The following is a 14,344-nucleotide window of genomic DNA, read 5'->3' as shown; positions in this document are numbered from 1 at the left end:
CACGGTCTTTTTGTCTTTCGAGGAATCACTAAAAGGAACATGAACACACGTATGGATCTTTTTTTAGGGAAAGAACACGAAGACTGTGCCATAACAAAGCCAAAAAAGCGTTATTGTAAGTTTTGCGGAACTAGAAAACTCCTTTTGACTAAATGAATAGCTGTAACCATTCATTGATCAAAAGGAGTGTCTATCTTATCTCTATCATTTTTTGAGAAAAGGATTGAGAATCTGCAACTCTAAAAATATAGATAAGAAATCAAATAGGCTATAAAAAACGCGTAGAGGCCACAAATAAGATTTAAAATACCTAATAGTCTGACTGATCGAACCACTTTATTCATTGTTTCAAGAGGACGTAAAATAACCATCAATGGGTTATCAGGATGGGTTTCCAAATAATCCATCCAGAAAGCATGTTCTTTATCAGGCTTTGGTGTAGACAAAGCGATCACTGAGATGTAGATGAAGAGTAATCCTAAACTGATATACTCGCCAATAAAATTATCGGAAATGATTAATCCTTCCCTACTCCAACTGTAATAAATAGCAAGAGTGTTAAAAAAATTACGAGTTTAAAATTAGAATAACCGGTAAAATAAATTTTAAAGTAGGCTCTAATACACTCTTGTCTGTATTTCAAATCCTTATCAGATAAATCGGGATATCTCTCTTTTAATAAAGCATTTTGTTCATCTATTCTGGTTTTGTTTCTTCTTCCTCGAAGAATCGCAAGAAAAAAGTTTAGAAATAAAAGTACACAAAAAATAATTAAGTGGATGTTCGGGTTTAGATAACTGTCAATTTCCATAGAGATACCTCGCTTGATGTTTAGATTTTTCTTTAAAATAATCTTGTTTTGTAAAGCTTAAGACTTATGTTTTAAATTTCTTATGTCGGTATTGTATCAATCATAGCGGTATGTTCAGAATTATGAGATGTAGATTTGAGCGCCAAAGATGATTGTAGAAGTTCTTTTTTTGATTGATGTAATATTGTCAGAGACTTTCGCTCCTTTCATTTTAAATTTAGTACCAGTTTAGACTCTATCCATAGCTTTTGTCTCATTGGAATTATCGACGCATCTACTTCATACCAGAAAACCAATTAGCCAATAGTTATGATATAATTCTTTATTTGCTGGAAGTAAATCAGCTCACCACCCTTGATAGAATGGTAACTAGTTCTAAGACTTAAATATAGTTTAGTTATTTTAATGGAAAAGTCAAGACAATATAATGACAAGAAACTGAAATTGTCTGTATATTGTAAAAAATGTATCGCAGTTTCATAGACAGAAGAAGCGATTCTAGACAATGGTTTATTGCTTTAGAACTATTCACTTTAAAATGTTGTTCTTGATTATTAGATCTAAACCCGTTCCAGAAGATGGATGAGCGTTTCAAAAACACAAAGGAAATGAATCACCCACTAAGCATCGTGTAATTTGGCACAGTTGCTTGTACATTTTACGGTACTATTGGATGAAAGAAAAAGAGGATGGAACTCTTGTTCTATGAGGATCTACATTTGTATCAGTGCTAGAGGGGAGATTGGGTACCATGTTGGTTGTTTCCACTAATTTAATGGGAATCCAAGTTTTTTTTTCGCTTTTTTTGGTATACTAATAGCAGTACGATTTTAAGAGGAGTGAGTAAATGCGAGTCATTTCAGGAGAGTATGGAGGACGGCGCTTGAAGAGCCTGTCTGGGCCTAACACACGTCCGACAACAGATAAAGTAAAAGAATCAATATTCAATATGATTGGCCCTTATTTCGATGGAGAAGAAGTATTAGACTTATTTTCCGGAAGTGGTGGTTTAGCCATCGAAGCAGTATCTCGAGGTTGCTCGCATGCTGTTTGTGTAGATAAAAACTACCAAGCGTTGAAAATCATCAAAGAAAATATTGCAATAACAAAAGAGCCAGAAAAATTTACTACGCTGAAACTTGATGCAGACAAAGCAATCGAAAAATTAGCGCAACTTGGGAAAAAGTTTGACTATCTTTTTCTTGACCCACCTTATGCTAAACAACAGATCATCGAACAAATCGAAAAAATGTCGGCACTTGATCTTTTCAAAGAGGAAGCTGTCATTGTCTGTGAAACAGACAAAGCAGTGGAATTGCCAGAAAAAATCACTTGTTTCGAGCAAATCAGAAAACAAACTTACGGAATCACTTCTGTGACAATATACCGAAAAGAGGACGATAGATGAAAAGAGCGCTATTTCCAGGAAGCTTTGATCCATTGACAAATGGACATTTGAATACGATTGAACGAGCAGCGAAACTATTTGATGAAGTAGTGATTGGTGTGTTTGTGAATACCTCAAAGAAAAGCCTATTTCCTGCTGAGGAAAGAGTGGCATTGATCAAACAGTCAGTCCTACATATTCCGAATGTCAAAGTCGTTCATCAGGAAAGTCAATTGACGGTAGAGACAGCTAAAGAATTGGGTGCAACTGTGTTGATCCGAGGAGTTCGCAATATCAAAGATTTTGAATATGAAAGAGATATCGCCCAGATGAATCATCATTTGTCTAACGAACTTGAAACAGTCCTTTTATTAGCTGAACCAAAATATAGTCATATCAGTTCTAGTTTATTGAAAGAGGTTCTTTATTTTGGCGGAGATGTAACAGAATATTTACCAGATGCAATCAACGAAGCATTAGCTAGAAAGCGTGAATCTAATGAACTTTAAAAAGTGGTTAAAAACGATTCTCGTTATTTTTCTGGGAATCTTTATCGTTGGCTTCGTAGTCGTTCCCCTGCCTTACTATGTAGAGTCACCAGGAGCAACGATCAATTTAAAGGAACTAATCACAGTGAATGATCAACAGGATAAAGCATCTGGTTCATTCTCTTTGACTTCTGTCGGCATTCGCAAAGCAACAGGTTTTCTTGCAGTAAAAGCAAAATTATCTAAATTTGAAGACTTGATCAGTGAAGAAGAGTTGACTGGTGGTGCGACGAATGAAGAATACAATCAGATGCAGCGTTATTACATGGAATCCTCTCAAAATGCAGCAATCGAGCAAGCATTGAAGTTAGCAAAGCTCCCTTATGAGATGGAGTTTAAAGGTGTCTACGTCATGAGTGTAGAGAAAAACTCTAATTTCTACGGTAAATTATCTGTAGGAGATACAGTGACAAAAGTTGATGGACAAAGCTTTAAGAGTGCAGAAGCATTTATGGAGTATGTGAAGAGTCAAAAAGTAGGGGACACTGTCAGCATCACCTATCTGCATAATGGAACAGAAAAGGAAACTTCAGGGAAACTGATCAAACTTCCAACTGATAAAAAAGCAGGTATCGGAATCACTTTGACAGATCATACAGCCATCAAATCTGATACACAAGTAACGATTGATTCAGGATCGATTGGCGGACCATCTGCCGGTTTGATGTTTACACTTGAGATCTATGAACAATTGACAGGAAAAAATCTTCGTCAAGGCAAAGAAATTGCTGGTACCGGCACGATCAATAGTGCAGGGGAAGTTAGCCGAATCGGTGGGATCGACAAAAAAGTTGCTAGTGCAGATCAAGCAGGTGTCGAAGTATTCTTTGCACCAGATGATGAGATTTCTAAGGAAATGAAAAAAGAATATCCAGAGTTACAATCAAATTATGAGGAAGCAAAAAAAGCAGCGAAAGAACTCAATTCATCAATGAAAATCGTTCCTGTAAAAACAGTACAAGATGCGTTGGACTATTTAGAAAACATGAAATAGTCTGCCTTTATTCATAGAGTGTGAGTGAGACAAAAGTAAGAAACACTTTTGTCTCATTCTTTTTTTTTAAAATTTCCGAAAAACCTGACTTTTGGATGCCGTATATTCGAGAGTCTGTAGCAAAACTGTAGAGTTGTCCCACATTATTTTTTTATGGAAGAATGATCGTTTGAATGATAAATCTAACCTTTTTACGTATTTGATTGTGAAGAGCAAAGTAGCACTTATCACTAAGAAGACAGAGGCATTCGCTATATTCAGTGAAAGGAATTGAATGAATGAAAAAAATCTACCAACATATCATTGATTCGCCTAAGCTTATTATCAGTGTTTTATTGAGCATAGCTCTTTTATTTCTTGGAACAGGGCTATTAGTGGGGAGGATCATTAGTCAAAAGGATGATGGACATGTGCCATTGAACCTTTCCTTAAATAGTTCTAATAGTTCTATAGTTACAGAAGAAAATATGCGGGAGGAGAAGAAAACTTACAAAGAAACAAGTAAAGAAACTATTCCGGTGATCAATTATGTAGATGTAAAAGGGGCGGTGAACAGGCTAGGCATCTATTCCTTTTCTTTGGAAGAAAGAGTCCATGACGTAATAGAAAAAGCCGGGGGATTGACGGATACAGCTGATGGGAATCAAATCAATCTAGCAGCAAAGTTGATAGACCAACAATTGATTTATGTACCCGTAATTGGAGAAGAGATACCTGAAGCAGCTAAGGGCCAACAGTCTCATCCAGTCGAAGAGACTGAAAAAAACGGTCAGGAAGAAAAGATAAATCTCAATACAGCAGACTTGGCACAATTACAGCAGATACCTGGGATCGGCAACGTAAAAGCGCAAGAGATCATTCGCTATAGGGAAGAAAAAGGTTCATTTCAAAAAATAGAAGAATTGCAAGAAATAACAGGAATAGGTGCAAAGACAGTCGAACAGCTTAGAAATTGGGTCACAGTCACTGGTGAATGAACTATTCAAACACGTACGGTCCACAGTTTTACATACTTTTATTTCATTAGAATGGATCATATGATTTGCAGTTGTCTAAGTATATATTTAGCAGCACATATACCAAAAATCGAGGGAATGTGGTAAAGTTTCAGTAGATGATTTACCTATAGTGATTAATAGATTCCCATGACTAAAAAAAATGTTCAACAAACTAAAAATAGTTTCGCAACTAACGTATGTTTTAAGTGAAGACTAGGTCTCATTCAGTGAGTAAGTACGGCTGAATAGTTTTAACAGGTGGGAACGCAATCAGTAAGCTATACGAATCAAAGAATCACTATTTATTAAAAATGTAAATAACTTTCACTTTGAAAATGCGAGGTGCTAATGGATGATGGAAAATAATGAGAGACTAGACCATACAAACAATGAATCAGGAAAACAAACAAATGAGCGTATCCCATGGGATCAGTATTTTATGGCTCAAGCAGTGCTGTTATCTTTGAGAAGTACGTGTACTAGATTAGAAGTAGGTGCGACATTGGTTAGAGAAAAGCGGATCATCGCAGGTGGCTACAACGGAGCTGTCAGTGGCGATGTCCATTGCATCGACGAAGGATGTTATGTAGTAGATGGTCATTGTTTGCGTACCATCCACGCAGAGATGAACGCATTGTTGCAATGTGCTAAGCTAGGTATCCCGACAGAAGGATCGGAAATCTATGTGACACATTTTCCTTGCTTGGCTTGTACGAAAGCCTTGTTACAAGCGGGGATCAAAAAAATCAATTATCTTCATGACTATCGAAATGATCCTTACGCACAAGATCTGATCAAGCAACTAGGTGTATCCGTTCACCAAGTGTCTTTAGATTCAACTCATTTTTCAAAATTACAAAAAGAATTATCAGGGGAACATGTTTAACGAATATTGCGATCGATTGCAAAATCGGTTGATTTTTCCAGCGATTTCTTCGATTTTTATCTGTTTACTTTATTACGTAGACCAAGGGTATTGTCGAATGATTTTCGCTGGCTTTTTTTGTTTTTTTCTGATGAAAGAAGGAAAGTGGGTCGCATCCATCTGTATGTTATGCAGTATATTGGTATTGGTTTCTTGTTGGATCAGAGAAACAGAAGCGATTGATCTTCGAAAGAAAATAGAAATTGTTGGAGTTATTTCAGATTCCATCAAAATAAATGGCGATAAAGTGACCTTTTTTGGAAAGACAGCAAAGCAACAAAAGATCCAATTAGACTATCAGCTAGACACGCAGCAAGAACGGGATTCATTTATCCAAATGACAAAACAAACCGTTCAACTAAAAGTAACTGGTGAATATCAAGCCCTTGAAAGGAAGAGCAATGAATTTGCTTTTGATCAGACAGTATATTTTAAAAATCATCGAATAAGTGGGCGTTTTAAAGTGGCAGCGATCCAAAATGTCAAACAAAAGACAACCTGGAAAGACTTTCTAACACGAAAAAGGAGAGAATTTACTCGTGGTATCGAGGAAAGATTCCAGCCAAAAACAAGTGTTTATATGAACGCACTTTTATTTGGTTATAAAGATCACCGATTTATAGAATCGGAGCCTCTTTTTAGAGAAACAGGCCTGTTACATCTTTTTAGCCTATCAGGAATGCATATCCAATATTTTTTGGGGTGTATGTATTATCTTTTTCGTAGAGTTGGGGTTAGACTATCGGTCAGCTTTCTTCCGCTAGCGGTGTTAACTATGGGATATGCTATTTTAGCAGGAGGCTCGATTTCTGTTTTAAGAGCAAGCAGTCTTTTTCTAATCAAACTAGTCTTGAAGCTTTTGAATATCCAACTGTCTTCATTAGATTGTTTTTCACTTACACTTTGGATCATCTTATTGATTGAACCACTTGCACTTTTTCAAGTAGGTGGGCAACTCAGTGTGCTGATCAGTTTTTTCTTTGTTCAATTATCCAGCAATACACAAAAATATCAAGGAGTCAGGAGGCTGTTGCTATTTACTTTAGCAGTCTTTCCGCTAACTGCTTGGCATTTCTATGAATGGCCCATTCTAGGGAGTGTCTTCACGGTTCTTTTTTCTCCTTTATTTATTTCTTTTTTTCTTCCTTCTTTTGTCCTGCTTTTTCTCTTTGGTCATTCTTTTCCGAATGAGTGTCTTGATTGGCTTGAAACTGGCATCCAGTTATTCGAACATTTGCTTGGATCATTGGATTTTTCCAATGTGATCACTGGACGTCCACCGTTGCTATTCGTTTTTTTCGCTATTGTCTATATTTTATGGCTGAATGAAAAGAAGTCAGAGAAGCTATTCCCTTTGTTTGCAAAGGCATTGATTGTACCAACTCTCCTATTAGGAATGCGTTATTTTCGATTAGAGTCTAGTATCTCCTTTATTGATGTTGGACAAGGAGATGGGATGGTACTGACTGCACCACATCATCAAGAAACAATAGTGATTGACACTGGAGGCATGTTTACATTTGAGAAAGAGGACTGGCAGAAGCGGACTGTAAGACCATCTGCAGAATACAATTTGGTTCCATTCTTAAAAGGAAAAGGCATCAGTCGGATTGATAAATTGGTTTTAACCCATGATGATATCGATCATATAGGTGAACTAGGAACACTTGTTAAGCATTTTAAGATCAGTAAGGTGTACATCGGTTGGGGAGCAGGAAGGACTGAGCCTCTTAAAACACATCTCTCAGATTTAGAAAAGGCTGGAACGATGATCGCTGAAGTCAAACAAGGTGACTATATCGAAGGGTACTTCAACTTGTTCGTAGTATCGCCTGATAAGAAGGGGGATGGGATGAATGAAGATTCCATTGCATTATCTATGCTACATAAAACGCACTCTTTTCTTTTTCTGGGAGATTTAGATAAACAGTCAGAAGAGCGTATAGGGGACAGGTATCCTGAATTAAGAGCGGATGTGGTGAAGTTAGGCCATCATGGGAGCCAGACGTCTAGCAGTAGTAACTTTATCGAACAGTTGAATCCAACCTATGGGATCATTTCTTGTGGTCAAAACAATCGATACGGGCACCCACATGCTGAAGTGTTGCAGGAGATGGATAGTTTACAGATAACGATTTTAAGAACAGATACACAAGGAGCATTTCCTTTACCTGGCATCCATTTTGGGCACCTAAAGGCAGGATAGGAACAATGCTGGACTAGCATTTCATTCGCGCACATGGTAGGATAAATTGGAAAGTGGTGAGTGAGATGAGTATCCAAGCAGATTTACAAAAAATCCGAAAAGAAAAGCTTGCTCCTTGTTATCTTGTCTTAGGTACAGAAAAATTTTTACAAGATCAAGTGAGAACTGAAATCCTGAAAAAAATAAAAATTGATGGAGAAGATGATCTGAATTTTTTGAGTTTCGATATGGAAAATTCAAGTATTGATGAGGTCATCGCTGAAGCTGAAACCTTGCCTTTTTTTGGGGATCAACGGTTGGTTTTTGTTGAAAATCCCTATTTTTTAACTGGAGAAAAAGGAACGAATGGCATCGATCAAAATACGGACCTATTAGTGAATTATCTGAAAGAGCCATTAGAAACAACTGTATTAGTCATCTTTGCCCCTTATGAAAAGTTAGATGAACGTAAAAAAGTGACGAAACAGTTAAAGAAAACAGCAATCACAATTGATGTAAAACAATTAGATGAAAAAGCAGTGCGACAGTATTTATTGAATACATTAGAGAATTCGGAAATCAAGATGGATCGACAAGCCATCGATTTATTTTTGCGGCTAACGGACCTTGATTTGTCGAAGATGATGCGAGAATTACAAAAAATCTTACTTTATGGGCAAGAACAAGAAGTAATCACTGTTAAAGAAATTGAACAATTAGTGCCAAAAACATTAGAACACAATTTGTTCGACATGACGCAATATATCTTATCTGGCCGTACGGAACAGGCATTGCGACTTTTTCAAGACTTAGTGACTCAGGGGGAGGAAACAATCAAAATCAATGCGATTCTTCTTTCCCAGATACGTTTGTTCTTACAAACAAAATTCTTAGTAAAGATAGGTTATCAGCAAGCGAACATCGCTGAAACATTGAAGATCCATCCTTATCGAGTAAAATTGGCGATGCAAGAGGTACGGAAATTTGATGAACAAACCCTGAGAAGGTTATTTGATGAATTGGTGGAAATGGATTATGAAATCAAAAGTGGAAAGATCGAAAAAGAATTAAGCTTTCAACTTTTTGTATTACGGACAGGGGAATTATTGAAACGATAAAAGAAAATAGGCGGGCTTTGGTTTTTATGAAGGAAATCGAGTCAATCGAAGAGGTCGAGACAAAAGTCGTTTAGGTTTGAGGAATTGGAGAGAAAAGAGCGTGGGACAGAAGTAAGAAACAATTTTGTCCCAGCCTCTAAAAATGAATAAACGGTGGGAGCAGAAGCAACTCCTTCTTAAATAAGCCGAAATTCACAAAAATTTGAAAAGCAATTTTCATTAATTTCTTCTTATTTCTCGGAGTTGAACACTTCTGTCCCAGCCTCTTGCTTATTTTGATAAAATAAAAAAACCGGCCGCAGCCGATTTCCTTATTTAGCGATTTTTTTGCTTAAACGAGATTTGTCGCGGTTAGCTTTGTTTTTATGGATTAGACCTTTTGATTCAGCCATATCAACAGCTTTAACAGCTTCTTTATATAACGCATCTACGTTGTCAGCACCTGAAGCTACAGCATCTTCAAATTTTTTGATTGCAGTACGCATAGCGCTTGTTTGAGATGAATTTTTTACATTCGCGTTTTCGCTTGTACGAACACGTTTGATTGCAGATTCAATGTTTGGCATTAGTTTCACCTCCGATAAAATAAGTTCTTACGCGTGTTACCGCATAATTCAACATTCATTATTATACCTAAATCATGCTATCTTTGCAATATCAACATGACAAGTTTTTTTCCTTAACACTAAAAGAAAGAAAGATTTAATAAATTGGTGCCTGTTACGAAAGAGTTGCACAACCAAAAAACGCTATTGTGGGAGACAATAGCGTTCAACCAAACGAGATAAGATTATCTTTTTAAACAAAATTTGAATGGGACTGTTTGGTACCAAAACATTATATAACAAGGATAATCGTTTGCAAAGCTTTTTTTGAAAAGGGATACGAACCTTGTTGATAAAGGAATTAGAACGATACCATACTAAAGTTATTTTATAACCTGTAACCGTTGGCATTACTGGTATTATTCTGGAGTGCCGATAATTTTAATATATTCATCGATATTTTTGATCATCATTTTTTTGATGACTAATTGATTACGGCGATTCCATTTTCCGCTAACTTCTAAAACATATTTGTTTAATGGCAAGCGTAAAATATATTTCGCAAGATAACGATCCTTCAAAAGACCATTGATCACTCGATCTTCAAGCTGAAGATTCAACCCAGTCAACATCATTGGTTGCTCTTGTAAAACATACGTATCAATTAAAAGACCTTCAAAAGTTTCCATGAGCGTCTTCCTTTCTATAGCTGAAACATAGGAACAAACCTTTACATAATAAGAAATAAAGTTGTTCTGCAGTCTAGTATAACAAAAAAAAGAAGAAGGAGGCAAAAAGAAACAACAATTTGTTCTCTAACGCCTCTCGCATTTAGCAAAAAGTATAAAAAAAACTACCAGACAGAATTTTTATCATGTCTAGTAGTTTTTTGCAATTTGTCTGTTTGATAGAAAGAATAAAAATAGCATACACGTCATAACTGCCCAACAGCTGACAAGCTAAAAATAGGTATTAAATACATTTTGGATCAAATCGGGGAATAGGAGATAAGCTAATCCTAAAATCAATAAAATAGCTAACAAAAACCAGCCAATCGTACCGAAAAAATATCTTAATTTTTCTAACATGTAATCACCTCAGAATAATTATAGCACGAACAGCTGGAATCACTCAGCCAAAACACTTTAAAAATAGCTATTTCCCAAATGCAAACAATTGCAGGATACAGTAGGCAATCCCAGAAGCAATTACTGGACCTGCGGCAATCCCTTTTAAAAAAACAACACCTAAGATCGTACCGAAGACTAAGGCTACAGTAATCTGCGGATCAGAAGCAATCAGTCCAACTCCTTTTGATGAAAGGACTGCTACCAAACCGCCACAAAAGATGGCAACCCAGCCCATCGGTGATTTAAATGCATCTAACAAATCTTTTAAACTGATCTCCCCAGTAGCGATAGGAACTAAAATTGCAGCCGTAATGATCGTAACGCCAATATTGATCCCTTTCCCTTGGAGCCAAGTCAAGATTAACTTTGATGAGGGAAGTAACTTGAGTAACAGAACAAAGCCTGTGGCGATGATCAAACTTTGATTTTTAGCTAATAATGCGACGAGCATGATCAGTCCTAAAAAAAGCCAACTTTCCATAAATAAAGAACCTCACTTTCCTTCAATCCATCATATCATTTTTTTATATCGGACAAAAGGGAAGGAGGTAATAATAGGCTGATCAAGTTAGGTGAACCTTATATAAAGGACAATTTGCACAACGAGTGGTAGCTTCTTTCGACTCCTTTAACGGTTTTAATAAGCGTAGTCCATTCAGTATGACCAAGATCGTACTACCTTCATGCCCAATCACGCCAAAGGGTAGCGTCAGGAATTGGAAAAAATTAGATAAAATCAACAAGCAGATCACCGCAATGGAGAAAATGATATTTTGTTTGATGATCTTTTTCATTTTTAAGGACAACTGGTGTGCATAGACTAACTTATCTAAGGCGTTATGGACCAATACGATATCCGCAATCTCCATCGCTGCATCTGTTCCTTGGCCCATGGCGATCCCTAAAGACGCAGTAGCAAGTGCAGGCGCATCATTCACTCCATCTCCAACCATCGCATTTGTCTGGTATTTTTCTTTTTCAGTTTGGATATAGGCTGTTTTTTCAGCGGGTGTAGAATTCGCATAGAAAGAGTCGATTCCGACTTGAGAGGCAATTGCCTTTGCAGTACCTTCATTGTCACCAGTTATCATGCTAGTATGGATCTTTTGTGAACGGAAGTAGGCGATTGCTTCACTCGCATTTTCTTTTGGTACGTCTAGTAAACCGAGCACCGCCATCAATTGATCGTTTTTAGTCAGAGCAATCACTGTTTTTCCTTGTTCCTCTAACTGCTGGATCGTTTTAATTTTGTCTACATCTTCGGAAGAAAGAGCTGATTTATTTAATTTGCCAACAGCCCAATGTTCATTTTGATAGATGGTTTGGAGACCCAAACCTGTGATTTCTTCAATGGACAGTTGCTGTATATCTTGTGGCAGTTCCAAATCGAAATGAGTGACGATTGCTTGGGCCAATGGGTGAGTGGTCTTTTTCTCCATTGAAACAAGGAGTTGTTGAGAAAGCTCTTTTTCTGCAAAAAAGTAACTATCTGTGACAACTGGTTTGCCTTTGGTCAACGTACCAGTTTTATCAAAAGCGATTGCTTTTAACTCAGCTAACTGTTCTAAATAGATGCCGCCTTTTATCAATACGCCTTTTTTAGCCGAGTTAGACAGAGCGGCTAAGGTAGCTGGTGTGGCTGATGCTACAAGGGCGCAAGGGGAGGCAACGACTATTAACACCATCCCACGATAAAAGCTTTCTTGAAAACTCCAACCGAAAATAAAATAAGAAATGGCGATCATCAAAGGGACAATCAACAAGACTAGTTTGACATACGTATTTTCGATACGTGAAATGAAGGAGGCAGTTTTAGTTGGTGTATTTTGTGCTGCTTCGACTAGTTTGATGATTTTAGCAAAAACGGTATCGTCACTTTTCTTTGTGACAGAGATAGTTAGAGGATTGCCTTGATTTAATGTACCCGCTAAAACTTCATCTTGAAAAACTTTTTCTACTGGAATCGATTCACCGCTGATCGTTGCTTCATCGATTATTGCTCGTGGGCTTTCTAATAGGCCGTCGATAGGGATCGTAGCGCCTTTTGCGACAAATACGCGATCACCAATAGACAAGTTTTCGATTCCTGTTTCTTGGATCTCACCCGAATCGGTCAAACGTTGTGCGATCCGCGGTTGGATATTCATCAAAGCAGTGATCTCTTTTTGACTCTTACTTGTAGTATATTCTTCTAATGCACCACTGAGACAGAAGATGAATGTCAGCATGGCTCCTTCAAAAAAGTTACCGATCAAGCAAGCACCAATGGCAGCAAGAGCCATCAATAGATCCACATTCAATGTTCGGTCATTCCATAGCTCTAAGAGACCTTCTCGTGTTTGCTTGAACCCACCGACAATAATGGCACTTAGGTAAAGATATGGTGCCAGACTAGCAATAAAGTGATAGGAAAGCCAACCTGTAACCATTAGTAAAAGACAAGCGATTGCTAACATAAATGGATTGTATTTTATCTTGTTCATTGTTCTCCCTCCTTTGCAAAATCAATATAACATATAATGGATCTAATTGATAATAAAATTAGCTAATTGAGAACGATAATGGTTATCAATTAGCTATGATCCGTTAATTTATCAAATTTAAATTATAATTATTATAAATATGAGAGTAAAAATAAACCGGCTTATCTCGGAAATAGTGAAAACTATTTTCTGATAAGCCGATTTAAAAGATATAGTTGAATAGGTAATACCTGATTCTAAAAGCAGAGAAATATCTGCTTATTCATGAGAGGCTACTACATGGCAATGAACCAGTATCCAATCAAAATAACGCCTAAAATGATTCGGTACCAACCGAAAGCAGTAAAGTCATTTTTCTTCAAGTAATTCAATAAGAATTTGATAGCTAATACTGAAACAATAAATGAAACTAAAGTACCTACAAGTAGGACGATCGTTTCTTCTGTTTTGAAAGAATTTCCTTCAGCAAGATATTTGACGATCTTCAAACCACTTGCACCGAACATTACCGGTATACCTAAGAAGAATGAGAACTCAGTTGCGACAAATCTTGAAGCGCCAATCAAAATAGCTCCTAGGATCGTTGCCCCAGAACGTGAAGTGCCAGGCACTAGTGCTAGTACTTGGAATAATCCAACTAACAATGCTGCTTGGTAAGTAAAGTCGTTAAGGGTGGTCCAACGCGGTTTTTTCGTTTTATTTCTTTTTTCCACAATGATAAAGGCAATCCCGTAAACAATCAAAACGATTGCTACTGGCAAGAATTTATGGAAATGTTCTTCTAACCAATCATCTAATGGAAGACCAATAATAATAGCAGGGATACAAGCGACAACGACTTTAAACCAAAGAGTCCATGTATCCTTTTTTTCAATTGTTGTCTTGCTTGGTGAAAAGGGATTTAACTTGTGGAAATATAACACGACGACTGCCAAGATCGCTCCTAATTGGATCACGACATTGAACATCGACATGAACTGTGTGCTAGCATCCAGTTTGATAAACTGATCGGCCAGAATCAAATGACCAGTACTACTGATCGGCAGCCATTCAGTAATCCCTTCGATAATACCAAGAATCGCTGCTTTAATGATATTTGCAAAAAACATAGTTTCCTTCCTTCCCAAATAAAAATACATCATTTAGTATACCGTTCTTTGTTTCTAAAACCAAATTGTTTCTCAAAGTTAAGAAAAATTTGAGAATTTCCAAAGAAAAAG

Annotated in this window: 14 protein-coding genes; 7 read left to right on the top strand and 7 right to left on the bottom strand. The window is 37.0% G+C overall.

Annotated features, from left to right (window positions below; translation table 11 throughout):
* Positions 1-517 precede the first annotated feature (517 nt).
* The gene (locus ED2_RS00775) at positions 518-811 is read right to left on the bottom strand and encodes a hypothetical protein (RefSeq protein ID WP_016176753.1); all 294 of its coding nucleotides are present in this window, start codon (positions 809-811) and stop codon (positions 518-520) included.
* An 847-nt stretch (positions 812-1,658) separates the two neighbouring features.
* Between ED2_RS00775 and rsmD the strand changes: the two genes are divergently transcribed.
* The 7 genes from rsmD (at position 1,659) to holA (ending at position 8,966) form a co-directional block, all read left to right on the top strand.
* On the top strand, positions 1,659-2,219 hold the full coding sequence (gene rsmD / locus ED2_RS00770; RefSeq protein ID WP_016176752.1) for a 16S rRNA (guanine(966)-N(2))-methyltransferase RsmD: 561 nt from the start codon (positions 1,659-1,661) through the stop codon (positions 2,217-2,219).
* Entirely contained in the window at positions 2,216-2,707 is a 492-nt protein-coding gene (gene coaD / locus ED2_RS00765; RefSeq protein WP_005878700.1) for a pantetheine-phosphate adenylyltransferase, read from the top strand. Before rsmD ends, coaD begins: the two co-directional genes overlap by 4 nt.
* Positions 2,697-3,740 carry a SepM family pheromone-processing serine protease gene (locus tag ED2_RS00760; RefSeq protein WP_005878698.1) on the top strand — a complete coding sequence of 348 codons (1,044 nt, stop codon included), beginning with the start codon at positions 2,697-2,699 and terminating at the stop codon, positions 3,738-3,740. The genes coaD and ED2_RS00760 overlap by 11 nt, the downstream gene beginning before the upstream one ends.
* A gap of 278 nt (positions 3,741-4,018) precedes the next feature.
* Positions 4,019-4,717, top strand: a complete 699-nt coding sequence (locus tag ED2_RS00755; protein WP_016176751.1) for a helix-hairpin-helix domain-containing protein — start codon at positions 4,019-4,021, stop codon at positions 4,715-4,717.
* A gap of 373 nt (positions 4,718-5,090) precedes the next feature.
* Positions 5,091-5,624 (top strand): ComE operon protein 2, encoded by a 534-nt coding sequence (locus ED2_RS00750; protein WP_005878694.1) that lies wholly within the window; start codon positions 5,091-5,093, stop codon positions 5,622-5,624.
* Complete coding sequence (locus ED2_RS00745; protein ID WP_016176750.1) at positions 5,617-7,869, top strand: DNA internalization-related competence protein ComEC/Rec2; 2,253 nt, start codon at positions 5,617-5,619, stop codon at positions 7,867-7,869. Before ED2_RS00750 ends, ED2_RS00745 begins: the two co-directional genes overlap by 8 nt.
* Before the next feature lie 53 nt (positions 7,870-7,922).
* Positions 7,923-8,966 carry a DNA polymerase III subunit delta gene (holA, locus tag ED2_RS00740; RefSeq protein ID WP_016176749.1) on the top strand — a complete coding sequence of 348 codons (1,044 nt, stop codon included), beginning with the start codon at positions 7,923-7,925 and terminating at the stop codon, positions 8,964-8,966.
* 311 nt (positions 8,967-9,277) lie between these two features.
* On the opposite strand, the gene rpsT is transcribed toward holA, so the two are convergent.
* From rpsT to ED2_RS00715, 6 genes are all read right to left on the bottom strand, one after another.
* Positions 9,278-9,532, bottom strand: a complete 255-nt coding sequence (rpsT, locus tag ED2_RS00735; RefSeq protein ID WP_005878687.1) for a 30S ribosomal protein S20 — start codon at positions 9,530-9,532, stop codon at positions 9,278-9,280.
* Positions 9,533-9,930: 398 nt separating this feature from the next.
* A complete protein-coding gene (locus ED2_RS00730; RefSeq protein WP_005878685.1) occupies positions 9,931-10,200 on the bottom strand; it encodes a hypothetical protein in 270 nt (89 codons plus the stop codon).
* 270 nt (positions 10,201-10,470) lie between these two features.
* Positions 10,471-10,599, bottom strand: a complete 129-nt coding sequence (locus ED2_RS15875; protein WP_005878682.1) for a hypothetical protein — start codon at positions 10,597-10,599, stop codon at positions 10,471-10,473.
* A gap of 67 nt (positions 10,600-10,666) precedes the next feature.
* Entirely contained in the window at positions 10,667-11,122 is a 456-nt protein-coding gene (locus ED2_RS00725) for a DUF441 domain-containing protein (protein ID WP_005878680.1), read from the bottom strand.
* 82 nt (positions 11,123-11,204) lie between these two features.
* Positions 11,205-13,124 carry a heavy metal translocating P-type ATPase gene (locus ED2_RS00720; RefSeq protein ID WP_005878678.1) on the bottom strand — a complete coding sequence of 640 codons (1,920 nt, stop codon included), beginning with the start codon at positions 13,122-13,124 and terminating at the stop codon, positions 11,205-11,207.
* A gap of 275 nt (positions 13,125-13,399) precedes the next feature.
* Positions 13,400-14,233, bottom strand: a complete 834-nt coding sequence (locus ED2_RS00715; RefSeq protein ID WP_005878677.1) for an undecaprenyl-diphosphate phosphatase — start codon at positions 14,231-14,233, stop codon at positions 13,400-13,402.
* Positions 14,234-14,344 lie beyond the last annotated feature (111 nt).

This window comes from Enterococcus durans NBRC 100479 = LMG 10746 (assembly GCF_001544215.1).
Taxonomy (GTDB): domain Bacteria; phylum Bacillota; class Bacilli; order Lactobacillales; family Enterococcaceae; genus Enterococcus_B; species Enterococcus_B durans.
The sequence above is the reverse complement of the archived record's forward strand: the minus strand, read 5'-3'. Positions and strand labels throughout refer to the sequence as shown.